This window comes from Pseudomonas sp. TH39(2020), from assembly GCF_016650715.1.
GTDB lineage: Bacteria > Pseudomonadota > Gammaproteobacteria > Pseudomonadales > Pseudomonadaceae > Aquipseudomonas > Aquipseudomonas mandelii_C.
Map to the genome: position 1 here is coordinate 1,767,921 of NZ_JAEKFF010000006.1, position 21,884 is coordinate 1,789,804.

At 56.0% G+C, this 21,884-nt stretch carries 24 protein-coding genes and 1 tRNA gene; 15 read left to right on the forward strand and 10 right to left on the reverse strand.

Annotation, left to right across the window (positions count from 1 at the left end):
• Positions 1-203 precede the first annotated feature (203 nt).
• On the forward strand, positions 204-1,280 hold the full coding sequence (locus JFU47_RS15825; protein ID WP_201184115.1) for a hypothetical protein: 1,077 nt from the start codon (positions 204-206) through the stop codon (positions 1,278-1,280).
• A 72-nt stretch (positions 1,281-1,352) separates the two neighbouring features.
• Positions 1,353-2,144: a TSUP family transporter gene (locus JFU47_RS15830; protein ID WP_201184118.1), complete on the forward strand. Its 792-nt coding sequence runs from the start codon at positions 1,353-1,355 to the stop codon at positions 2,142-2,144.
• Between the two features lie 232 nt (positions 2,145-2,376).
• Here the strand turns inward: JFU47_RS15830 and JFU47_RS15835 are convergent, their stop codons facing one another.
• Positions 2,377-2,826 carry a carboxypeptidase regulatory-like domain-containing protein gene (locus JFU47_RS15835; RefSeq protein ID WP_201184121.1) on the reverse strand — a complete coding sequence of 150 codons (450 nt, stop codon included), beginning with the start codon at positions 2,824-2,826 and terminating at the stop codon, positions 2,377-2,379.
• A gap of 261 nt (positions 2,827-3,087) precedes the next feature.
• On the opposite strand from JFU47_RS15835, the gene JFU47_RS15840 reads away from it, so the two are divergent.
• The 4 genes from JFU47_RS15840 to JFU47_RS15855 all read left to right on the forward strand — a co-directional run bounded on the left by JFU47_RS15840 (position 3,088) and on the right by JFU47_RS15855 (position 6,103).
• Positions 3,088-4,146, forward strand: a complete 1,059-nt coding sequence (locus JFU47_RS15840; RefSeq protein WP_201184124.1) for a PDDEXK nuclease domain-containing protein — start codon at positions 3,088-3,090, stop codon at positions 4,144-4,146.
• Between the two features lie 69 nt (positions 4,147-4,215).
• Positions 4,216-5,190, forward strand: coding sequence for an alpha/beta hydrolase family protein (locus tag JFU47_RS15845; RefSeq protein ID WP_201184127.1), 975 nt, complete (start codon positions 4,216-4,218; stop codon positions 5,188-5,190).
• Between the two features lie 37 nt (positions 5,191-5,227).
• Positions 5,228-5,644 (forward strand): hypothetical protein, encoded by a 417-nt coding sequence (locus JFU47_RS15850; protein WP_140680542.1) that lies wholly within the window; start codon positions 5,228-5,230, stop codon positions 5,642-5,644.
• Positions 5,645-5,650: 6 nt separating this feature from the next.
• The gene (locus JFU47_RS15855) at positions 5,651-6,103 is read left to right on the forward strand and encodes a hypothetical protein (RefSeq protein WP_201184130.1); all 453 of its coding nucleotides are present in this window, start codon (positions 5,651-5,653) and stop codon (positions 6,101-6,103) included.
• Between the two features lie 72 nt (positions 6,104-6,175).
• On the opposite strand, the gene gabP is transcribed toward JFU47_RS15855, so the two are convergent.
• Positions 6,176-7,567, reverse strand: a complete 1,392-nt coding sequence (gene gabP, locus JFU47_RS15860) for a GABA permease (RefSeq protein WP_123367015.1) — start codon at positions 7,565-7,567, stop codon at positions 6,176-6,178.
• Positions 7,568-8,120: 553 nt separating this feature from the next.
• On the opposite strand from gabP, the gene JFU47_RS15865 reads away from it, so the two are divergent.
• The 8 genes from JFU47_RS15865 to JFU47_RS15900 all read left to right on the forward strand — a co-directional run bounded on the left by JFU47_RS15865 (position 8,121) and on the right by JFU47_RS15900 (position 14,724).
• Positions 8,121-8,894, forward strand: coding sequence for an ABC transporter ATP-binding protein (locus JFU47_RS15865; RefSeq protein ID WP_007897462.1), 774 nt, complete (start codon positions 8,121-8,123; stop codon positions 8,892-8,894).
• Between the two features lie 13 nt (positions 8,895-8,907).
• Positions 8,908-9,654, forward strand: coding sequence for an ABC transporter substrate-binding protein (locus JFU47_RS15870; protein WP_140894133.1), 747 nt, complete (start codon positions 8,908-8,910; stop codon positions 9,652-9,654).
• Positions 9,655-9,732: 78 nt separating this feature from the next.
• The gene (locus tag JFU47_RS15875; protein ID WP_149416717.1) at positions 9,733-10,428 is read left to right on the forward strand and encodes an ABC transporter permease; all 696 of its coding nucleotides are present in this window, start codon (positions 9,733-9,735) and stop codon (positions 10,426-10,428) included.
• Positions 10,425-11,114, forward strand: a complete 690-nt coding sequence (locus JFU47_RS15880; RefSeq protein WP_140680534.1) for an ABC transporter permease — start codon at positions 10,425-10,427, stop codon at positions 11,112-11,114. Before JFU47_RS15875 ends, JFU47_RS15880 begins: the two co-directional genes overlap by 4 nt.
• A complete protein-coding gene (locus JFU47_RS15885) occupies positions 11,095-12,324 on the forward strand; it encodes a methyltransferase (protein ID WP_201184133.1) in 1,230 nt (409 codons plus the stop codon). Before JFU47_RS15880 ends, JFU47_RS15885 begins: the two co-directional genes overlap by 20 nt.
• Before the next feature lie 298 nt (positions 12,325-12,622).
• Positions 12,623-13,864: a nucleoside deaminase gene (locus tag JFU47_RS15890; RefSeq protein WP_201184136.1), complete on the forward strand. Its 1,242-nt coding sequence runs from the start codon at positions 12,623-12,625 to the stop codon at positions 13,862-13,864.
• A 119-nt stretch (positions 13,865-13,983) separates the two neighbouring features.
• Positions 13,984-14,059 (forward strand) — tRNA-Thr (locus tag JFU47_RS15895).
• A 92-nt stretch (positions 14,060-14,151) separates the two neighbouring features.
• Positions 14,152-14,724 carry a hypothetical protein gene (locus JFU47_RS15900; RefSeq protein WP_201184138.1) on the forward strand — a complete coding sequence of 191 codons (573 nt, stop codon included), beginning with the start codon at positions 14,152-14,154 and terminating at the stop codon, positions 14,722-14,724.
• A 193-nt stretch (positions 14,725-14,917) separates the two neighbouring features.
• Here JFU47_RS15900 and JFU47_RS15905 read toward each other — a convergent pair whose 3' ends face one another.
• The 6 genes from JFU47_RS15905 to JFU47_RS15930 form a co-directional block, all read right to left on the reverse strand.
• Positions 14,918-15,760 (reverse strand): oxidoreductase, encoded by an 843-nt coding sequence (locus JFU47_RS15905; protein WP_201184141.1) that lies wholly within the window; start codon positions 15,758-15,760, stop codon positions 14,918-14,920.
• 67 nt (positions 15,761-15,827) lie between these two features.
• Positions 15,828-16,538: an SDR family NAD(P)-dependent oxidoreductase gene (locus JFU47_RS15910; RefSeq protein WP_201184144.1), complete on the reverse strand. Its 711-nt coding sequence runs from the start codon at positions 16,536-16,538 to the stop codon at positions 15,828-15,830.
• Positions 16,539-16,581: 43 nt separating this feature from the next.
• Positions 16,582-17,238: a DsbA family oxidoreductase gene (locus JFU47_RS15915; protein ID WP_140680524.1), complete on the reverse strand. Its 657-nt coding sequence runs from the start codon at positions 17,236-17,238 to the stop codon at positions 16,582-16,584.
• Complete coding sequence (locus tag JFU47_RS15920; RefSeq protein WP_201184146.1) at positions 17,235-17,456, reverse strand: tautomerase family protein; 222 nt, start codon at positions 17,454-17,456, stop codon at positions 17,235-17,237. The genes JFU47_RS15915 and JFU47_RS15920 overlap by 4 nt, the downstream gene beginning before the upstream one ends.
• A gap of 251 nt (positions 17,457-17,707) precedes the next feature.
• Positions 17,708-19,399 (reverse strand): anti-phage dCTP deaminase, encoded by a 1,692-nt coding sequence (locus JFU47_RS15925; protein ID WP_201184149.1) that lies wholly within the window; start codon positions 19,397-19,399, stop codon positions 17,708-17,710.
• Positions 19,400-19,411: 12 nt separating this feature from the next.
• Positions 19,412-19,579 (reverse strand): hypothetical protein, encoded by a 168-nt coding sequence (locus JFU47_RS15930; protein ID WP_201184152.1) that lies wholly within the window; start codon positions 19,577-19,579, stop codon positions 19,412-19,414.
• Between the two features lie 837 nt (positions 19,580-20,416).
• Between JFU47_RS15930 and JFU47_RS15935 the strand changes: the two genes are divergently transcribed.
• Entirely contained in the window at positions 20,417-20,710 is a 294-nt protein-coding gene (locus JFU47_RS15935) for a DUF3077 domain-containing protein (protein WP_201184155.1), read from the forward strand.
• Between the two features lie 55 nt (positions 20,711-20,765).
• Here the strand turns inward: JFU47_RS15935 and JFU47_RS15940 are convergent, their stop codons facing one another.
• Positions 20,766-21,443 carry an RES family NAD+ phosphorylase gene (locus tag JFU47_RS15940; protein WP_201184158.1) on the reverse strand — a complete coding sequence of 226 codons (678 nt, stop codon included), beginning with the start codon at positions 21,441-21,443 and terminating at the stop codon, positions 20,766-20,768.
• Positions 21,443-21,853 carry an MbcA/ParS/Xre antitoxin family protein gene (locus tag JFU47_RS15945; protein WP_033058347.1) on the reverse strand — a complete coding sequence of 137 codons (411 nt, stop codon included), beginning with the start codon at positions 21,851-21,853 and terminating at the stop codon, positions 21,443-21,445. Before JFU47_RS15945 ends, JFU47_RS15940 begins: the two co-directional genes overlap by 1 nt.
• Positions 21,854-21,884: the final 31 nt, after the last annotated feature.

The window sequence follows — 21,884 nt, forward strand, 5'->3', positions numbered from 1 at the left end:
GCGCCTGTAACGCTTGCCGAGACCGAATCCCGACAAGCATTACAGGCATTGGTGATCGGCCCTTCTTGATAGTCTCTCGGGCCTGTCGGAACGCTCCGTATGCTTTAACGGAAATGGATGACATACGCTGATCATCGGATTGGGCAGAATCGGAACAGGAGCTGCCGCATAACCGGGAGCAGATACACAACAGGATGTTGACAATGATTGACGCTATTAAACCGGACGTCGAAACCGCTGAGCTTACTGAACAGGAAATCAGAACGTTCAGCTTTGATCATCGGCAGTCAGCATTGCTTCACTACTTCGCCGAAGAGCTGGCCGCCATCGGCGGGCCGCAGGCACCAGGAGCCAAGTCCAAAGCCTCTCTGGCAGCCACCGAATTAAAGCGCTCGTTTTCGAAAGACCAATGCGAACTGCTGGGTGCCTACTCCGATGGCCTTGTTTGCGTGTTGATCTTTGAAGGGCTGCAAAAAATCACCGATGTCAGCCCTCCAAATGAACTACCCGACCTGACATCCCTGGAAAATCGATACGACGTCCTTTGCCTGGCCGCCCGTAATCAGATCTTGTTGAAACTGGTGGATAACAGTGCCTTTGCCTATGACATGGACAACGAAGGAAAACTGGTTCGATTGGTGGCCAACTTCAAGGGTGGCGGGCTCATCAAAATCAATGCCGAGCCGGAAATCAACGAACTGAGTTCCCATTCCGGCCTCGCTCTTGGTCCGCATACCGAGGCGCCTTACTGGTGCGCCGTGAGCGCGAAAGACGGGCACTCGCCCTCTCCGTCGTCGCTCATACTTTCCGCCTTGTGGAACCCGAGTCTGGAACCTACGCGGGTCATTCCACTCCCTCCCATACTCGAAAAAATTGGCGTCACCCACTGCCTCGCACTGACCACGGATAGCTTCCAGTTCACTCGTAGTGACTCCTTTGTCAGTGGCAAAGGGGAAGATGGCCGCAACGTTTCGATTCTGGAGTTCGACGACAAGGTCGGGTTCGCAGCCCGCTTTAACTCGTATCGCTTTTCGGTCAATGACAACGTCTCGACCTTTGTCAAAACGGCTTACACCGCCCTTTGCCGGGGTGTGGGCGAGGCAACCCCGATTGAATACACGCTGACCCAGGAGTCGGCCATGGCCATCAATAACATCCGGGCCTTGCACTGTCGCGATGTCATCAAAGACAACAGACGAGTCCTTGTTCGCATTTTCGGACTTTCAAAATTTTCTTCCCCTCTCGTTATTTCAGAGGACCCGTTACTGCTGCAGGGCTGATTTTTCAAGTATTCAGGCCGTTGAACGACCCGTCATTTGATGACTGGCCAATAACGAAAAAGAGGGAATGTAATGTCTTGGGATGTCATTGGCATGTTGGCGCTCGTCGCTTTTTGCGCCGGTTTTTTTGATGCGATTGCCGGTGGTGGCGGCTTGATCACCTTGCCGGCCTTGTTTCTGGCGGGCGTAGATCCGATCAGTGCAATTGCAACGAACAAATTCCAGGCCGCGTCGGCAACTATTTCGGCAACTGTAACCTTTGCTCGCAAAGGAATGATTGAGTGGCGCGAAGGCCGCTTCCTGGTTATCTGCGGATTTATTGGCGGTGCCAGTGGTGCATTGCTGGTCAGCTCTATTGATAAGCGCTATCTGGAAGTTTGCGTGCCTATCATGCTGATTCTGGTAGCCATCTATTTTTCGTTTTCTCCAAAACTGGCCAATGAAGATCGACGCAAGAGAATCGGTATTCTGCTTTTTTCGTTTACCGTGGCGCCGATCCTGGGCTTTTACGACGGCATATTTGGCCCCGGTGTGGGCTCTTTTTTTATTGTCGCGTTTGTACTTCTCTGCGGCTTGGGCATGATGCGGGCCATGAGTTTCACCAAACTTGCCAACGCCTCATGCAACCTGGGCTCTCTGGCGGTCTTCATTACCAAGGGTGTGATTATCTGGCCGATTGCCATAGCCATGGCTTTGGCGGCCTTCATCGGTGCTCAATTGGGTGCACGAGCCGCTGTCCGGGTCGGTCCACGATTGATTAAACCCATGTTGATCGTGGTCTGCTGCGCCTTAGCCATCATGTTGCTGAGCGTAGAGACCAATCCTTTGCGCGTTGCGGTCATCAACTCATTGACTTCGTTATGATTACCGGTCGGCGCTGATCAGCGCTTATTGCCTTCGATTTTGATTGCAGCCGACCGGCCCCGCGCATGACTTTTTAGAGACTTTAGAGGGGTATCAACTTGAAGGTCGCGTGCTGTTGAAATCCCCGTGTCGGTTCGATTCCGTCTCTGGGCCCAAATACCGAAAACCCTGAATCGCAAGATTCAGGGTTTTTTATGTCTGCGATTTAATTGATGACGCTACGCAGTCGTCGCTAGTTCTCAGTCCCCCAGTGGAAGACCAGGTTGCGAGCGGCGCCGCTGCCTACATCTGCCGTATCACGCCGCACCTCACCTTTATGCGTGGCGACAACTGTGTACTTGCCGGGAGGCAGCTGAACGTAGACCAGCGGACCCGCCTCACTCAGTGTCAGCACGGGCTGCCCCTCGACTTTCTGGATGATTACATCCACGTCGGGAATGTATTGGCTCGCAGGCCCGGTGGAGAAGGTCATGTGCAGGTTGTACCCAGTGGCTTGCTGGATGGCCTTTGACTCATCCTCGCCAACACCGCCGGACAAGTAAGCGATCCCGTTTTGCTCTTGCCTCTGGACTTGCACACCCGAGCTGTCGATAGGCTCCAGGCTGGCGGTCGGTGAAATGGCTGGAAACATCAACACGCCGACTGCGGCGATGGGCAACAGGAGTGAATGGACGTACTTCATGATGGTGACTCCCGGGCTCCACAGAGCCCTATCGTTACTCCTTTTAGATTTCTCGCTGAATGCTCAAGTTTTAGATTGATTAGTACTTGGGTTCACTGCGAATCGGACTACACGTTGTATTCCTCAAGCGCGGATTGCCGTCGCCGTGATCCCGCAAAACCAGTCGGACTTTCCTTCCGGTTTACCAGCCGCGCCCGGCATCGCCGACCGACCCACACCTGCAATCCTCTTCTGCCTGTTCATCCAGCCGCGGAAGACTTCATGAGCGCACTCAAACCCGATAACACCCAAGACCCGCAACTCGCCTCACTGCTTGGCAATCTTGGCGAATTGATCCGTCAGGCGCGGCAGAAGGTGCTACGAGCGGTCGATACCGTCCAGGTGCAAACCTGCTGGCAGATCGGACGGCATATTGTGGAGTTCGAGCAAGAAGGGGCTCGGCGGGCGGGCTATGGAAAGCAGCTACTGTCGACGCTGGCGAAAGTACTGACGTCGGGGTTCGGGAAAGGTTTTGACGAACGCAACCTGCGATACATGCGGGACTTTTATCAGACCTTTCCAATTTGGAACGCAGTGCGTTCCGAATTGAGCTGGACCCACTACCGCAGACTGCTACGAGTCGACAACGACAATGCTCGCCATTGGTACATGAACGAATCAGCCCTGCAGAACTGGTCAAGTCGCGCCCTCGAGCGCCAGATCAATACCCTCTATTACGAACGCTTGCTGGCGAGCCGCGACCGGGCCGCCGTCAAACAGGAAGCCGCCACCAATATCCAGCAAATGAACGCCAGCCCTCGGGATTTCATCCGGGACCCAGTGCTACTGGAGTTTCTCGGCCTGCCCAATGCGGGCTTGATCCAGGAAAGCGAACTTGAACAAGCCTTGATCAATCAACTCCAGGGCTTCCTGCTCGAACTGGGCAAAGGCTTCGCCTTCATCGCTCGCCAGCAACGTATCAGTACCGAGAGTAAAGACTTCTACATCGATCTGGTGTTCTACAACTACCTGCTCAAGTGCTTCGTCATCTTCGACCTCAAGCGCGGCGTACTGACCCACCAGGATGTCGGCCAGATGGACATGTACGTGCGCATGTACGACGACCTCAAGCGCGGACCGGAGGATGGTCCCACCGTCGGCCTCATTCTCTGCGCGCAAAAAGATGAATCGGTGGTTCGCTATTCAGTGCTGCAAGGCAACGAACAACTGTTCGCCAGTACCTACAGACTGGTACTGCCGAGCGAGGAGGAACTTCGCACAGAACTGGATCGGGAATGGGCGGTGCTTGAGGAGCGATTACTCAAGCAGAGGCCCCGATAAGCACGGGTGGATTGTTCATAAACGACGTGAAGACTATGGTGATTGGCTAACCGTAAAGGTCCAAAGCCGATGAATTTGCAGGACATGCCTTCACTGGCCCCGACACAACTTGAACTGCCGTTACCCACCGGCACACCCGGTGACTCTTTCAAGGAGCCCGCCGCAGACGGCTTCATCCTTGGCGGCTTTACCTGGAGGCACCCCCGTCAGGACGCTACCCGCCCGGTCGTCATCATCAACGCCGCCACCTCAGTCCGCTGTCGCCACTACTCACGCTTCGCCGATTACCTGTACGCCAACGGCTTCGACGTGATCACTTACGACTACCGTGGCATCGGCGAATCGCGACCCGCGTCGCTGAAAGGGCTTCGGGCTTCATGGTCAGATTGGGGCGCGCTGGACTTTGAGGCGATGCTCAAGCGCGCTCAGCGTGAATTTCCCGGGCAACCCATCGATGTTGTAGGCCACAGCTTTGGAGGCTGTGCAGCGGGCCTGGGAGCTTCCGGGCATATGATTCGACGTCTGCTGACTGTCGGTGCGCAATTCGCTTACTGGCGCGATTACGCGCCCGCCCATCGCTGGCGGATGTTCGGCAAGTGGCATCTGGTGATGCCGTTGATGACATTGCTTTGCGGTTACTTCCCCGGCAAACGTCTCGGCTGGCTAGAAGACACCCCCGCTGGCGTGGTTCGCGACTGGAGCATGCCCACCGCGCACTACGAGAAACGCCCCAGCGGTCGCGTCCTTCACGCAAAATCCGGGCGACTGCCCTTCTCATCCGTCACCGCACAAAACCTGGCCATCAGCATCAGCGACGATCCTTACGGCACGATTCCAGCCATCGAACGGCTGCTGGCTTACTTCACCAACAGCACGAACGCCCACTTGCGGATCACCCCCGAAGACATCGGCGAAAAAGAAGTCGGACATTTCGCCTTTTTTCGCAGCCCATACCAAGCCACACTATGGCCCATTGCATTGTCCTGGTTGCAGACCGGCAAACTGGCCCCCGACACACCTGGGCGGCTAGTGCCACGCAACTGACTGATGCGCCCACTCAACGGAATACGGAACGACGCCCATGGCATCCGCCAACAAGCAGAACAAACGCGCCACACGCGCCAAAGCCAAGGCCAAGCAAAACCGCACCCAACGGGCCGCCGCGCCGGTCGAGCTGGACCCGAACGACGACCGCATCGACTTCGAATCGGTGGACCTGACCGACCTGTTCAAAGAAATGATCGACGCGCAAAAGATCAGCCAACAAGCCATGTGCGCGGCGTTTCTTGAACACCCGCTGCTCGCGCTGGTGCTGGAGCAGGAAGGCGAAGAAACAGCGACAGACTTTATCGTCGCAGCGCTGATCGAATATCGCCAATGGTCCACCGAAGTCGACGAAGCCGGCGCATTGGCGTGGATCGAATCACCGGCCTTCCAGGCCGACTACGTGGCGGCGTCCGACGCCATCGCGGCTCAAACCCAACAGAAAGCAAACTGAGTTCCCATGGCCTCCCTAAACAAGCAACAGAAACGCGCCAAACGCGCCAAGATCAAAGCCAAGCAAATCAATATTCACGGTAGAAAACCCGCCGCCCTGGATGATGACCTGGGCGAAATCGGCGAGCCGATTCCGGAATACACCCTGGCAATGTTCAGCAAAATGCGTGACGCAGAAGCCACCAACCGCAACGACATGTTGCTGACCTTGCTGTCGAACCTCGCCGGCATCATCAGCGACCATCCAGAACTGCTGGACATGGAAAACGCCGACAACGAAGCCATGGCCGCCACTCACCTGGCCGCCGACATGCTGATCGATTACCGCATGTGGGCCGACGGCATGGACCGCGACACCGCCCAGGCCTGGCTGACGGATCCGCAGTTCATCACTGACTTCGGCACGGCGCTCGACAGCTATCGCGAGTCGCTGGATGCTCAGGAAGAAAAGGCTGAGTAAACACTCGCCTCAGAAACAAAAACGGCCGCTTGTCATCACTGACAGCGGCCGTTTTGCGTTATGCGGTACGAATCAGTTCAGCACCACCGCACCCATCTTCTGCAGCTTGCGACGACGAGCTACAAACAAACCGGCAGCCACCACCAGCAAACTCAGCAAACCGGTCGCGAGGATCTCCACGCGATGCGCTTCCTGGAACAGCATGATAGTCAGGGCCGCAACGATGAAGATGATCACCGCGTAGGTCAGGACCGGGAACAGCCACATGCTGAAGGCGATTTTTTCACCGCGTGCCACGCGCTGCTTGCGCATACGCAATTGCGAGATGGCGATCACCAAATACACCAGCAGCGCGATAGCGCCGGAGCTGGCCAGCAGGAATTCGAACACGGCGGCCGGGGCCACGTAGTTGGCGAAAACCGCGATGAACGCAGCACCGGTGGACAACATGACGGCCCAGTACGGCGTGCCGCTCTTGTTGGTGCGCTGGGAAACGGCCGGTGCATCACCGCGCTTGCCCAGGGAGAACATCATGCGTGAGGCCGTGTACAGCGCCGAGTTCAGGCAGCTGGTCACAGCAACCAGCACCACGATGTCGACGATCAGCTTGGCATTCGGGATGCCCATGCGTTCAAGCACGGTCTGGTAGGAGCCGACGGCGGCCAGTACCGGGTCGTTCCATGGCACCAGGGCCACAACGATGAAGATCGATACGAGGTAGAACAAGCCAATCCGCCAGATCACCGAGTTGGTGGCCTTGGAGATTTGCTGGCCAGGGTTCTTCGATTCCGCGGCCGCGATAGTCACGATCTCGGTGCCCATGAAGGAAAACATGGTAGTCAGGATCGCGCCCAACACTGCGCCCATGCCGTTTGGCAGGAAGCCCTGGGTGTCGAACAGGTGCGAAACGCCGCTGACCTGGCTGTTCGGCAGGAAGCCGAAGATCGCCATAACGCCGAGGCCGATAAAACCTATGATCGCTACGACTTTTACCAGGGCGAACCAGAATTCGAATTCACCGTAGTTCTTCACGCTGAACAGGTTCGTCACCGTCAGCAGCAAAGTGATGATCAAGGTGAAGGCCCAGATCGCCACATTCGGGAACCAGGCGTGCAGGATGGTCGCGGCGGCGTTGGCTTCCAGCGGAATCACCAACACCCAGAACCACCAGTAGAGCCAGCCGATGGTGAAACCGGCCCAGTGACCGATCGCGCGATCGGCGTACGTCGAGAAGGAGCCTGTGTCTGGCGAAGCCACGGCCATTTCGCCGAGCATGCGCATCACCAGCACCACCAGCATACCGGCGGCAGCGTAGGCCAACAGCACGGCCGGGCCTGCAGCGGCGATGGCGTGGCCGGAGCCCACGAACAGGCCGGCGCCGATAACCCCGGCGATCGACAACATGGTCACATGACGCGGTTTGAGCCCCTGTTCGAGGCCATTGGAGCTTGGGGTACTGCTCATTGAAACTACCTTTGTAAGGGAAAGCGATTTGCATCCATCCCGTCTGGCGTTCCTTCTCGTAAAAAGAAACCAACGGGGCGTTCCGGATTCTGCACGCAATAATTGCGCCAAAATGTTTCAAAACGCCCACGCATGGGGCTCTCCGCTTGACCGGACAGTCATCGCAACTCATTGAGATTAATGGCAATTCGCCAGAGCGTTACCCTGCGACCCACTTTAAGAACGAAACAGCGCACCAGAAACACGCCCAAAAATATAGCGACGCACAATAAAAGTGCGGTTCAGGAACGTTTGGCCGGTTAGCGCTTCCAACCCCCCGTCAAAGCTGGCAACATCGCGCCCTTTTTTACGGGACAGCCGCGGGGCGTCTGGTTCAAACGGCTGTTCGGTTGATAGCAGCGCGACAGTCTGCTGTACCGATGCGACAACCTGCCACAGGTCACCCGTTTACCGCCCGTAGCGCTGTTGGCTGGCATTCAGACGCTATGCTAGCTTGGCCGCCTCGCCAGGAAGGCCACCAACAGCAGGAGCGAAATACTTATGAGGAACGCACATGGCTGAGGCCACGCCCGCGCTTGAAATCCGCAACTTGCACAAACGCTACGGACAGCTTGAGGTGCTCAAAGGCATCTCGCTGACCGCCCGCGACGGCGACGTGATCTCGATCCTGGGTTCTTCCGGTTCCGGCAAGTCCACCTTCCTTCGTTGCATCAACCTGTTGGAAAACCCACATCAGGGACAAATCCTGGTGGCCGGCGAAGAACTCAAGCTCAAAGCCGCCAAGAACGGCGAATTGGTTGCTGCCGATGGCAAGCAGATCAATCGCCTGCGCAGCGAGATCGGTTTTGTGTTTCAAAACTTTAATCTCTGGCCGCACATGAGCGTGCTCGACAACATCATCGAAGCGCCGCGCCGCGTACTCGGTCAGAGCAAGGCTGAAGCCATCGAAGTCGCCGAAGCCTTGCTGGCCAAGGTCGGCATCGCTGACAAACGCCACGCCTACCCGGCGCAACTCTCCGGCGGCCAGCAACAACGCGCGGCCATCGCCCGCACGCTGGCCATGCAGCCCAAGGTGATCCTGTTCGACGAGCCCACCTCCGCCCTTGACCCGGAAATGGTCCAGGAAGTACTTAATGTCATCCGCGCATTGGCCGAAGAAGGCCGCACCATGCTGCTGGTCACCCATGAAATGGGCTTCGCCCGTCAGGTGTCCAGCGAGGTGGTGTTCCTCCACCAGGGCCTGGTAGAAGAGCAAGGATCGCCACAGCAGGTGTTCGAAAACCCGCTTTCGGCGCGCTGCAAACAATTCATGTCCAGCAACCGCTAACGGAGCTACCCGCATGCAGAACTACAAAAAAATCTTCCTGGCTGCTGCTGTCACTCTGGCCTTCAGCGCCGGTGCTGCCGCCGAGACCTTGAAGATGGGCATCGAAGCGGCCTACCCGCCGTTCAACAACAAAGATGCCAGTGGCAATGTCGTCGGCTTCGACAAAGAAATCGGCGACGCCCTGTGCGCCAAGATGAAAGTCGAATGCACCGTGGTCACGTCTGACTGGGACGGCATCATCCCGGCCCTGAACGCCAAGAAATTCGATTTCCTGATCTCCTCGATGTCGATCACCGACGAGCGCAAGCAAGCGGTGGACTTCACCGACCCGTACTACTCCAACAAGCTGCAGTTCATCGCCAAAAAAGACGTCGACTTCAAAACCGACAAGTCTTCCCTGCAAGGCAAAGTGATCGGCGCACAACGTGCGACCCTCGCCGGCACCTGGATGGAAGACAACATGGAAGGTGTTGAAGTCAAACTCTACGACACCCAGGAAAACGCCTACCTCGACCTGACCTCAGGTCGTCTGGACGGCATCCTGGCGGACAAGTACGTCAACTACGAGTGGCTGAAAAGCGACGCCGGCCGACCTTACGAATTCAAAGGCGACCCGGTGGAAGAAAGCGACAAGATCGGTATCGCTGTACGTAAAGGCGATGAGATTCGTACGAAGCTGAACACCGCACTGAAAGAAATCGTCGCTGATGGCACCTACAAAAAGATCAACGACAAGTACTTCCCGTTCAGCATCTATTGATTCTGACCTGCCGGGCCGGCGCCGTTATTTGACGGCGCCAGTCCCTGGCATTGCCTGCCGCGATTTGAAAAGAAATCCATGACTATCGATCTCTACGGATTCGGCCCGGCGCTTGCCGCTGGCGCGCTGATGACTGTGAAACTGGCACTCTCGGCCTTGTGCCTGGGGCTGGTGCTCGGTCTGCTCGGCGCCTTGGCCAAGACTTCCCCGTACAAGCCGCTGCAATGGCTTGGCGGCACTTATTCAACCCTGGTTCGCGGCATCCCTGAATTGCTCTGGGTGCTGTTGATCTACTTCGGCACGGTCAACCTGATGCGTGCCCTGGGCGAGTTCTTCGGCAACCCCGACCTCGAACTCAATGCCTTCGCCGCTGGTGTGATTGCGCTGGGACTGTGCTTCGGCGCCTACGCCACGGAAGTATTTCGTGGTGCGATTCTGGCTATCCCCAAAGGTCACCGCGAAGCGGGTGTGGCGTTGGGTCTGTCGAAATTCCGTATCTTCACCAAACTGATCATGCCGCAGATGTGGCGCATCGCCCTGCCGGGCCTGGGCAACCTGTTCATGATCCTGATGAAAGACACCGCGCTGGTGTCGGTCATCGGCCTGGAAGAAATCATGCGCCATGCACAAATCGGCGTGACCGTGTCCAAACAGCCGTTCACCTTTTATATGGTGGCCGCGTTCATGTACCTGGGCCTGACGGTTCTCGCCATGACCGGCATGTACTTCATGGAAAAACGGGCCGCTCGCGGCTTCGCGAGGAGCACCCAATGAACTGGGAAGTCATCATCAAGTGGCTGCCGAAACTGGCTCAGGGCGCGACGCTGACCCTGGAACTGGTGGCCATCGCCGTGATCGCCGGTTTGCTGCTGGCCATTCCGCTGGGCATCGCCCGCTCATCACGACTTTGGTACGTGCGGGCAATTCCCTACGGCTACATCTTCTTTTTCCGTGGTACGCCGTTGCTGGTTCAACTGTTCCTGGTCTACTACGGGCTGGCGCAGTTCGACGCGATCCGTAACAGCTCAATGTGGCCGTACCTGCGCGATCCGTTCTGGTGCGCCACGGCGACCATGACATTACACACCGCGGCCTACATCGCCGAGATCCTGCGTGGCGCGATTCAGGCGATTCCACCGGGCGAGATCGAAGCGGCGCGCGCCTTGGGCATGTCCCGGGCAAAAGCGCTGGTCTACATCATCCTGCCCCGTGCCACACGCATCGGTCTGCCAGCCTACAGCAACGAAGTCATCCTGATGCTCAAGGCCAGCGCCCTGGCCAGCACCGTGACCCTGCTGGAACTGACCGGCATGGCCCGCACCATCATTGCCCGGACCTACCTGCCGGTGGAGATCTTCTTCGCCGCTGGCATGTTCTATCTGCTGATGGCTTACGTGCTGGTACGCGGCTTCAAGCTGCTGGAGCGCTGGCTGCGCGTCGATGCCTGCCAAGGGCGTTGATTGCTGCGTGCTGACGGGTGAGGCCTTACTCGCCCGTTTCACGGTGCTGGATGCTTTTCTGATCGAGCATCAGGCGCTGTGGAAGCCTCGTCCGTTTACTCATCTGCAGCTTCCTTGGGAAGCGTCCTACCCCGAGTTGTCTGTATGGCTACGAGGCAGGTCGTTGGAGGATGCGGAAAATGCTCATAACCAACCTGCTCTTCTGGATGCGCCGGAGCCCTTCGCTTCACTGGCGGCCTTTTCCCTTGAACTGAGCGCTGTAGGTGGATTGCCGGCTCATGCACTCGAAGCAGCTGGCCATCGGCTGAATGTCGATGTGCCGGGGCGCAAGTGGCAGCAGATCGAGGCGTTTGCCAGTCGGCTGAAATTTTCTGACGCGCCGAAGCATTGGCTGGATTGGTGTTCGGGCAAGGGCCATTTGGGGCGACGACTGTTGCAAACCGGTCAGCAGCTCACTTGCCTGGAATACGACCCGGCGCTGGTCGCCAGCGGCCAGGCCCTCAGTCAGCGTCATCAATTGCATGCGCTTCATGTCGAGCAAGACGTGCTCGCGCCCGGTGCTGCCTCTTTATTGAATGCTGACCACACACCAGTAGCGCTGCACGCCTGCGGTGATCTTCATGTGCAGCTGATGCAACTCGCGAGCACCACCGGTTGCAAGCAGCTGGCCATCGCCCCTTGCTGCTACAACCGGATCAGTGTGAGCGAGTATCAGACGCTTTCCGCTGCGGGCATGCGATCCAACCTACAACTGTCGCTCGAAGATCTCTCGCTGCCGATGAGCGAAACCGTCACCGCTGGCGCTCGCGTCCGACGCCAACGCGATACTTCCATGGCCCGGCGCCTGGCCTTCGACCTGCTGCAACGGCAACTGCGCGGCGTTGACGAATACCTGCCCACCCCTTCCCTACCGAGCGCCTGGCTGGATAAATCGTTTGCTGATTACTGCCATCATTTGGCCGCGCTTAAAGAGTTATCCACAATCGGCCCGCAGGATTGGTCGGCACTTGAGGCCGCCGGTTGGCAGCGCCTGGCCGAAGTGCGCAATCTCGAGCTGCTGCGCGGACTTTTCCGACGCCCATTGGAGCTGTGGCTGGTACTCGATCGAGCCCTTTTCCTCTCCGAGCACGGGTATGCGGTTCGCCTCGGAACCTTCTGCGAAAGCGCGCTCACCCCGCGTAATTTCCTGATCCTCGCTGAGCGCCCTTAAAGCGCCTCAACCTGTGGATAACTCTGGGGATGAAATTATCGCGGATCCAATATATACGGCTGTTTCGGGACTGAAACACAACTGTTTAATTTTCGTACACCTGTAAAAAAATCGGAAAAACAGGCATTTGCGAGCAAATGAGAACGGATCCGCAAATTTGCCTCTAAGCAGGTGCGGAACAGATCCCGTTGTGCATAAGCATTCAGCCAAAACAACATAAACGACCTGCGAAACCTCAACTATCTTTGCCAAACGCCAGAATTGCCTGGCGTTCAAACAGCAAGGAGCTGGGAAAAACATGAGCACATTGAACAGTGCACAGGAAGCCGTCGATACCGTCGCCAACCAAGCCATTGATGCTGCGCTGCAGCAAACTTTCGCGGTGGGCGGCGCCATCATCAACAATGCAACGGGCGAGGTCATCGCCGCGCTGCACAACAATGTGCTGATGCCTTTCCCCGGCAGTGGCACCACTTACTTTCTACCTCATGACCCAACCGCCCACGGCGAGCGGCAATTGGTGGACTGGTACTACGAAAACGTCGCGCCATTGAACCTGCCACCGCCCAGTCAGTTGACTGTCGTCACCACGCTGGACCCGTGCGCCATGTGCGCCGGTTCGCTGCTGACTGCAGGATTTAACGTCGCCGTCAGTGCGATTGATGACTACGCAGGCATCAACTACAACAGTCAGTTCACCTTTCCATCGCTGCCGCCGCAGATCCGCCAACAGGCGCAGGACACTTGGGGTTATTACGCGATTGCGGCACCTGTCAGCCGGGCCTATCAGGGCTCGACCAGTCCGGTGTTTGGTGGTCAGACCATCGACTCAGCAGCTTACTTCCTCACCAGCTCGATCTTTTCCGCCAGCGTCAACACCGTGCGCGAGGCCAGCAACAATAGCGGTCTGCCGCCGGATCAACTGCAAAACCCGGCAAACCTCCCGGCCAACAGCAAAGTCCGCCAGGCGCTGACTGCGCTCAGCCCGTTTGCGTTGACCGTGCAATCGGCCAACCCACGCGACCCCGGCGCAGAACTCGCCCCGCCACTGTTACAAACCGCACAGCACAGCCCGGTGTTCAACTCGGTGGCCCTCATCGATCCATTCGGCAACCTGCTGGTGTGTCTGGGAGGCGTCGAGAACCAGTCGCCAATTCGTACAGCGTTCATGGAAACCACCCGCGAATACGCGGTCATGCGCTGGACCCTGATGAACGACCCCGACCCGGCGGTTCGCGCCCAGGCCGAGCAATACCTGACGCATCCGAAGTACGGCACCTTCGTCTTCCTCTACGCCCCCGACCCCACCACCCCGCAGGCCGTGATGACCTTCGGCGCGTACGGTTCGACCATGGAAGGCCCGGTGCCGCAGAGCTATCCGTCCAACCTTCAATACGTGCTGCTGCCGGGCAACACCACCGCCCAAGCGTTGTCGACACTGGCCCAAAACCTGCCGCCGTTTTACACGCAAAGCGTGCAAGTAGCGCCCGCGCAGGTGCTGAGTCAGGACTTGATTCAAGCGGTTAAAAACGGCGTGTAATGCTTCACAGGCCAGCCCCGCAGAAGCCTCCGCGGGGCCGGCCTGACACCCGCGCAAAAATAGTCTGAATTCAGGGGTTTACAGAACCAACCCAATCGCTATAATCGTCGCCCTAACACGCCGGTATAGCTCAGTTGGTAGAGCAACTGACTTGTAATCAGTAGGTCCCGGGTTCGACTCCTGGTGCCGGCACCATACAAAACAAAGGCTCGCAGCAATGCGGGCCTTTTGTTTATCTGCAATACGTAACAAGCCACGTAACAAGAGCCCGCTTTGGGAGTGTGACCATGGATTGGATGCAGTTTGTTTCGGCGCTGGTGTCCGCCCTCGCATGGCCGGCCGCAGTTGTAACGGTCGTTTGCCTGCTAAAAAATCCCATCCTGGGACTCATTCCCAAAATCCGTAGCTTCAAATACGGCGAGTTTCACGTCGATCTCACCGAGGAGTTGAAGGCAGTCCAGGACAGTCTCCCGGGCAAACCTCAAGTACCTCCTGGTGATGAAAAAGCTCCCCTCCCAACTCCTGTTGCTCTTCAACTCGCTGCGTTATCGCCACGAGGAGCCATCCTGCATTCATGGCTTGAAGTTGAAGCGGCCGTAGACAACTTGGTAAACGAACTGGGCATCGAGTTTTCGGCGAAAGTCAGCCCCGTCGTGAAAATGCGAACGCTGCTCGATGAACGAGTCATAGACCCCCTGATCTATTCAACCTTTCTACAGCTGTCCAAAGTTCGAAACGACGCAGTGCATCTGTCGGATCGGGAAATGGGGTACGAGGACGCCACGATGATGTGGGGGTCATGCTCTTGGCTGATAGAGCGATTGAATGCAGCATTGCCTCTGACCAAAGACAAAGATTGAGGGTGGGGTGAGTCGGGCAGTTTGAGAGTCCCGATTTTTTGAGCCGGCACTTTCTTCCAGGACTAAAAAGGGACAAAAGGGGACGGATCTATTATTCCGTCTGGTGCCGGCACCATACAAAACAAAGCCCTCGTAGAAATACGAGGGCTTTGTTGTTTCCGGGGTTTGAGTTTCTATGCCCCCGAGGTTTCGATCAGTCGAACTCCGTCGACTCCGAAAGCTGCTCCCAAGCGTCGATTTCCGCCTGAAGGTATGCAATCTTTTCGCGCACCAGCCTCACTGCATCCTTACCCAGTAACAGATGAACCGGCGGCTTTTGCGCAGCCACCAGGGTCAACAATGCCTGCGCCGCTTTGTGCGGATCGCCGGCCTGCTCGCCGCTCTTTTCTTCACGCGCCTTGCGGACCGGATCGAACACCGCGTCGTACTCACCCAATGTGCGACCGGAACGGATCATCGAGCGGCCAGCCCATTCGGTACGAAACGAGCCCGGCGCCATGGCGGTCACGTGGATGCCCAGACTTTCCACTTCTTTGGCCAGCGCTTCACTCACGCCTTCGAGGGCGAATTTGCTGCCGCTGTAGTAGGCGATGCCCGGCAAGGTGATGAAGCCGGCCATGGAGGTGATGTTGACGATATGCCCGCTGCGCCGCTCACGCATACCGGGCAGAACTGCCTTGATCATTGCCACCGCGCCAAACACATTGACGTCGAACTGGCGCTGCATCTCCGTCAGAGGTGACTCCTCGAGGATGCCCTCATGACCATAACCGGCGTTGTTCACCAACACATCGATCCGGCCCACCTCGCGCAGGATGTCGGCCACCAGCGGCTCGATCGCCGGAAAATCGGTGACATCGAGCACGAACGCTTTGGCGCGATGGGCGTCCAGCGCTTCGAACGCAGCACGCTCGGATTCGCGCCGCACCGTACCCACCACCGTGTGCCCCGCCGCCAGCGCTGCTTGCGAAAAAGCCAGGCCGAAGCCTGAACTGACCCCGGTGATCAGGAAAACCTTGTGAACATGGATGGTCATCGTGCGCTCTCCAATGAAAACGCCGTCGACATTGATCGACGGCGCTGTGGACAGATCAGGTCAGGTCTTAGTGACCCGCGCTCTGCCCACCATCAACGTGCAGGATCTCGCCGGTGACAAAGTTGGCGTTGTCCAGATACACAACCGCCTGAGCGATATCGCTGATTTCGCCCATGTGGCCGACCGGGTGCAGATTGCCCAGCGCTTCATGGGTTTCTTCGCCGTGCATCGGGGTCTTGATGATGCCAGGGCTGACCGCGTTCACCCGAATCCCGCGCTTGGCGTATTCAATCGCCAGGGACTTGGTCGCCGCGTTCAAGCCACCTTTCGTCAGCGAAGCCAGTACCGACGGCACACCGTCAATTGCGTGGTCCGTCAGGCTGGTGGTGATGTTGACGACGTGGCCTTTGCCCTGTTTTTCCATCTCGGTGATCGCGAGTTGGGTGATGTAGAAGAAACCGTTCAGGTTCACCGACAGCACGTTGGCGTAGTCTTCAGCGGTGTAAGCAGTGAACGGCTTGGCAACGAAGATCCCGGCGTTGTTGACCAGGGTGTCGATGCGGCCAAAGCGTGCGATGGCTTCACGGATGACTTGCTGGGCGACTTCCGGGTTGCCGATGTCGCCCGCCACGGTGAGGATGTCCGGGTCGGTGGACGGTTTGATCGAACGCGAAGTGGCGACAACCTTGTAATCCAGATCACGGAACGCCTTGACCATGCCTGCGCCGAGACCTTGGGAGGCGCCAGTAATAACGATGACTTTCTTCGAATTGCTCATGATGAACCTCTACTAATAAATGATGGTTTGAAAAAGTAAGTAATCAGGCTTCGGCGGGGGCCTTCGCCATTTGTCTCAACATCTGTTCGTAGTACTCGACCGACTGCGAACCGGACACCAGGTGACGACCGTTCAGCACCATGGCCGGAACCGAGTTGATGCCGCGCTGGCGGTAAAACTCTTCAAGCTCACGCACTTCTTTGGCGAACGCTCCGGACGCCAACACCTCTTGAGCAGCCGCCGCATCCAGTCCCGCTTCAGCAGCCAGACCCACCAGCGTCTCGCGATCGCTCGGGTTCCGGCCGTCGGTGAAATAAGCGCGCAGCAGGATCTTCTTCAGTGCGACCTGCCGCCCTTCCTGCAACGCCCACATCAACAACCGGTGAGCATCAAACGTGTTGTAGAAGTGGCTGCGCTTCTCCAGATCGAACTTGAAACCGATGGCCGCGCCACGTTCGATCTGCATCGCCTTGCCGGCGGCGACGTCTTCGGCGGTTCGTCCATATTTGCGCATCAAGTGCTCAACCGCTTTTTCGCCGACCGCCGGCATGTCCGGGTTCAACTCGAAGGGCTTGTAGGTCAGTTCCACCGAAACCTCACCGGCCACGTTCTCGATCGCCTGCTCCAGCGCCGTCGCGCCCAAGGCGCACCACGGGCACACCACGTCGGAGATGAAATCGATGGAGACGGACGCGGTCATGACTTGTCCTCCGCCTCTGCCAGCTGCCTGCGGTACTGGGTGGTGGTGATCCCGGCATAGCCCCAGTTATCGGTGTCGACTTCTTCGATCACGATGTGGGTCAGGTGCGGATCCTTGTTGAGAACGCGTTCCAGGGTTTCAGTGATTTCGGCGATCACCTGAGCTTTCTGCTCCGAGGTAACGCCATCGCGGGTGATGCGAACGCTTACGAAAGGCATGAGGAATCTCCAGTGACCTTCTCATCGGGATGATGGGGAGGCGTTGGAGCTCAATATAGGGAGTTAGCTGGAGGGGATAAAGGTGGGGACGGGAACATCATTAGTTACGTGGTGTAATTAATTTGTAGCATGTAGTTATTCGCAAAGCGCAGAATTTGGCGAAGAATATAGCGAGGCCTTGAGGACCTCGCGAGAAGTCAAAATTAGTTTAACTATCCATAGACTAATAACTGCGTATTTCCTAAGAGTTATTAGTACTCAAGATTTTCTTTTGAGTCCTTAACAGCCCTTTTTACAACCTTCAACTCCACATCAAGATATGAGTCCAGAAATTCATTTGACACTGGAGATGCGTCTTTTTTATTTATAAAGTGCAACGCCACTCCCGAATCATCCTTCCGGCGATTATTGAAAGAAAATAACGTGGAATACCTAGTAGGAGAAACGCCCTCAAAATTCTCAAACAAAACCTTACCCGACGAATTTTCATCATTAGATATAGCGTCAGCATGAAGCTTCATGGCCAAACTTTTCTCATACGGCTCTATATATACAACCCTACTTATTCCCGACGCGATAATGTGTCTTGCACAATTGTGACAGGGGTAGGTAGTGGTATACATAATAGCGCCGTATGTATTTGCCGCCCCACTTCGCGCTACACTTAAAATAGCTTCCATTTCAGCATGGATGGCTCTGGAATATTCCAAAATAGCTCCCAGCGCGGTATCTTTAAGGATACTTGACACTAGATCGGAAGCTTGCTCTGCACTAAAAACACTAGCGCCACCACTCTTAGCTGGCAGGGCGTCCACGGACAAATTCTCTATCGGAAGCGCCGCCTCAATCAACTTGACGTCAGGTGCCTCAACGACTTGAAGCCTTGTATTTTCAACCTGAGCATTTAGAAGAATTTTCACAATATCTTTGGCAAGCTTACTTTTCATGTCATCGTTATAACATTTACTACCATGATGCACGCAACGTTGATCCGGTTCGGATTCAGAATTATATAAGCCGCCACCGGGTGCTGGAACATCGTTCCACCCCAAAGATAAAATATTGCCACCGGCATCTGCTATAGAAGCGCCAACTTGCCTACTTAAACACGCCGACTTTAATGAAGCAGAGTACGCTGCATACATACCCGACTCATCACGACTGGGGGTAATTCCATTTTCACCGTGGACTAAATCAGCAAAACGCTTGCAAGGCTTGGCAATATTCCTAGAACTAGTAAGACTGTGTTTGACGAAAAAATCTGCCTTATAAACAGTTTTTTCAAGCTGCTGACCGTGATTCAAATTTTCTTTCCGATCACGCTCAATTAGCTGTAGAGCCTCAACTGAATTCAGCCCCTCGGTTTGTAGATATTCGCATCTAGCTGTTTGGGGACTCATTACGCCTATCAGAAAAAAGGCGTTTCGATAAACCAATCGTAACAACTCTACTTCTGCAGGATGCTTTAATTGGTCGACTATATAAATTGCTCTAGGTGGTAGCGAATCACCGCTAGAATTCATACTAATATCGCGCTCAGCAGAAATATGCTTCACCGCTTGCACAGCTAACGCATCATCACCTAACAGATTTCTTATATAATTCCCCAGATCCTGTAATGCTTCATAACGACCAGACAGAGGTAAAGAATCAATAAAATCAATCTTGCCAAAGTAGGCTGCAGGAGGATCATTGGTATCAAAGAAAGTTTTAATTATAGTGCTAACTTTTACTACATGAACTTCATAGGAAAAAGTTCCAAACTGATTCTTTAGCTCAGAAACAACATCTTGTAGATTACAACCTACCGCACCGCACACCCCGATAATTATCTCATTTGTTTTTCGAGACTTTATCTTAGCGCGTAGATCTTCGTCTTCTGGAGGCTCGACAATAGAAGCAGAGCCAAGTTTTGAAAAAGCCTTAACATTCCCTGTCGACATTTTTTATCTCAACTACCAATCTAACTTACGTGCACGCTGAAGTATTTGGGAGAGCGCATTCTTATATTCTTTTTTCTTTTTCCGCTCGGCAAACTCTTCCGAGTAAACAACAGAACAGCGAGCAGATTCATCAGTCGAGACTTTAACAAACCGTCCTTCCAATTGCCCTTCAGTTCTCATGAGAACACCTTCCCTATAAAAATTACAATTTCGTACGCGTACTTTCTTCTTGTTGTGTGGCTTACCTACCCTCGAGATAGATGATAGACCACACGCTTAGAAAAGAAGTCCAATTGCTCGTCTTTTCTGCTAGGCGCTACGCGGTAGGCTGGCGCAAATGCGCCAGCCTACCGCGTAGCGCCTAGCTGTCAATACTTTTTCATAACCGCATCATGCAAAACGGTGGCGGAGACTACCATCGCCGGCGTCTTTCTTCCCATCCTCACGACCGATGGTCGATAAGATTAAAAACGATATTCTCAACCTAAAAAACATCTAACTCATTGAAAGACAAAATAAAACTAGAGACCAGACAGCGACTCACCGAGCTTAATAACCTGTCAGAAATGAATAAGCTATTATTTCGAAAGTTATGTTCTGCATGCAATTAATGCTCAGTTATAAAATCACTAGGCCCTCAACCCACGCCACCACCTAGCCACGATTGCGCATCCGCCTCCCTCGAGCTACCTTCAAACCGTCGCTGCCAATTCAGCGACCGGGCCTGAGAACCCGGGTAATATGCGCGCGCACCAGCGCCCTAAATCACGATAGCCGGCGCTTTTTTGTGTCTGCATTTCCGTGCAATGGCGGCTGTGCGTGGGAGACCTTCGGGTCTGCCGGGTCGTGCATACCGGTTTCTCAGCCTGCGCATAGCTGCCACCCATTCGCCTGAGAACGAACGTGACAGCTCTACTTTTTTTGGAGTATTGCAATGCACGCTATTGATCCGTTCAAAACTTCCATCTCAGCAACTCCTGTCATCACCCACCACCGCCCAAAAACCGGAGGTGCCCAATGACCAACCCCCAAGATCTGAAAACCATCGGCCTCACCCCTTTCTCCTACCACTCCAACCAACCGCTGTTCCGCATCAACGCCGGTGTCCCGGTGATCAAAGCCCTCTCCCACGCCTCCGATCTGCTCCACATCGCCAAACTTCTCGCATCTGACGCCGCCATGGTTCGTGACACCGACCGGTATGCCTGGGCGTCGCACTTTTTGCAGGATATGAGTAAGGCGATCATCGATGACGTAGCGAAGGTGCTCGATGCACCGGGTAACAACCGAGCCAGTAACGTCGCGCCATAAACAAATCGCACACAAGAAAAAGCCCCGAATCAATCGGGGCTTTTTAGTTTCCGGCTCACACCTCGCTGACTTCAAACACAAACGAAATTTTCCGGCTGCTCGCACTCCACACATATCGAATGTGCTTGCCCTGCTTCGGAATAGACACGGCCGGCGGGCGAAAAGCAGCGACACATTCATGGCCGGATAACCGAACGCTGTTGTAAAGCAGCCCCCACGACAAGGTTTCACGCAGTTGCCGGGCAAAGGCTTGTGACGGCCCGTAAGCGTCAGGATCCGGGTGGTGCAGGTCCGGATAGTTTTGGCGGATGTCGTGCATCGGTTTGACGACTTTGTTGACGTAGGTGCGCAGGGTCAACTCGATGTCGGGCTCGTTGGTCGCAGCGAGGAAGCGTTCCTGGTGATAGCTCGTTTCGGCAATGGCGGCGGCCTGGCTGCTGGCGGCGTAGTAGACGCCGTAGGTGCCGTCGGTGAAGCGGCTGGTTTTGCCGATGTGAGTGAACGCGGCCATGACCGGTGATGAGCCGGGGCCGGAGATTCGGTCTTCGGGCAGCACGCGGGAGAGCACGCCGGCTTCTTGCACCAACCGGTCGTTGGTCAGGGCTTCCAGGGCGTAGGCGGTTTGCAGGTCTTCGGGGTCGAGTACGTCCTCAAACAGGGTGATCGGGGGGAACGCGCTATTGATCATCCGGTAGGCACGGTTCCACTCGGGGAGCGCTACTTCCGGGGCCATCAGCCGCGGACGCCATCGAGGTAGCGACGCACATCAGCAATGTCCACCACCCGGCCGGCCAGCATATAGCTCAACGCGGATTGACCATTGAACGGCGCAGCGGTGTTCGGACTGCTGACCCATTTGTAGGCGCGGTCGCGGTTGTTGCTGAAGATGATGCTCAGGGCTTTGTGGATGCCCATCAGGTAGGAGATGCGCTCCAGGGTGTCGTGAGGGAGACGCACATTGGGCGGCAGGTGTTTGTATTTATAGAAGGTGGTGTTGCCGACCTTGCCCAGCAGCGTGCGCTGTTCTTCGGCGGTGCAGCCCCAACGCTCCATCAGGTTGAAGAAGAACTTGAGCGCCACACGGCCGGCTTCCGGGGTGTCGAGCTCTTGGGGAGCGGTGCGGACGGGGGATGAAGTGGCCATTGGAAGGACTCCTTCGGGCAAAGGGATGTGC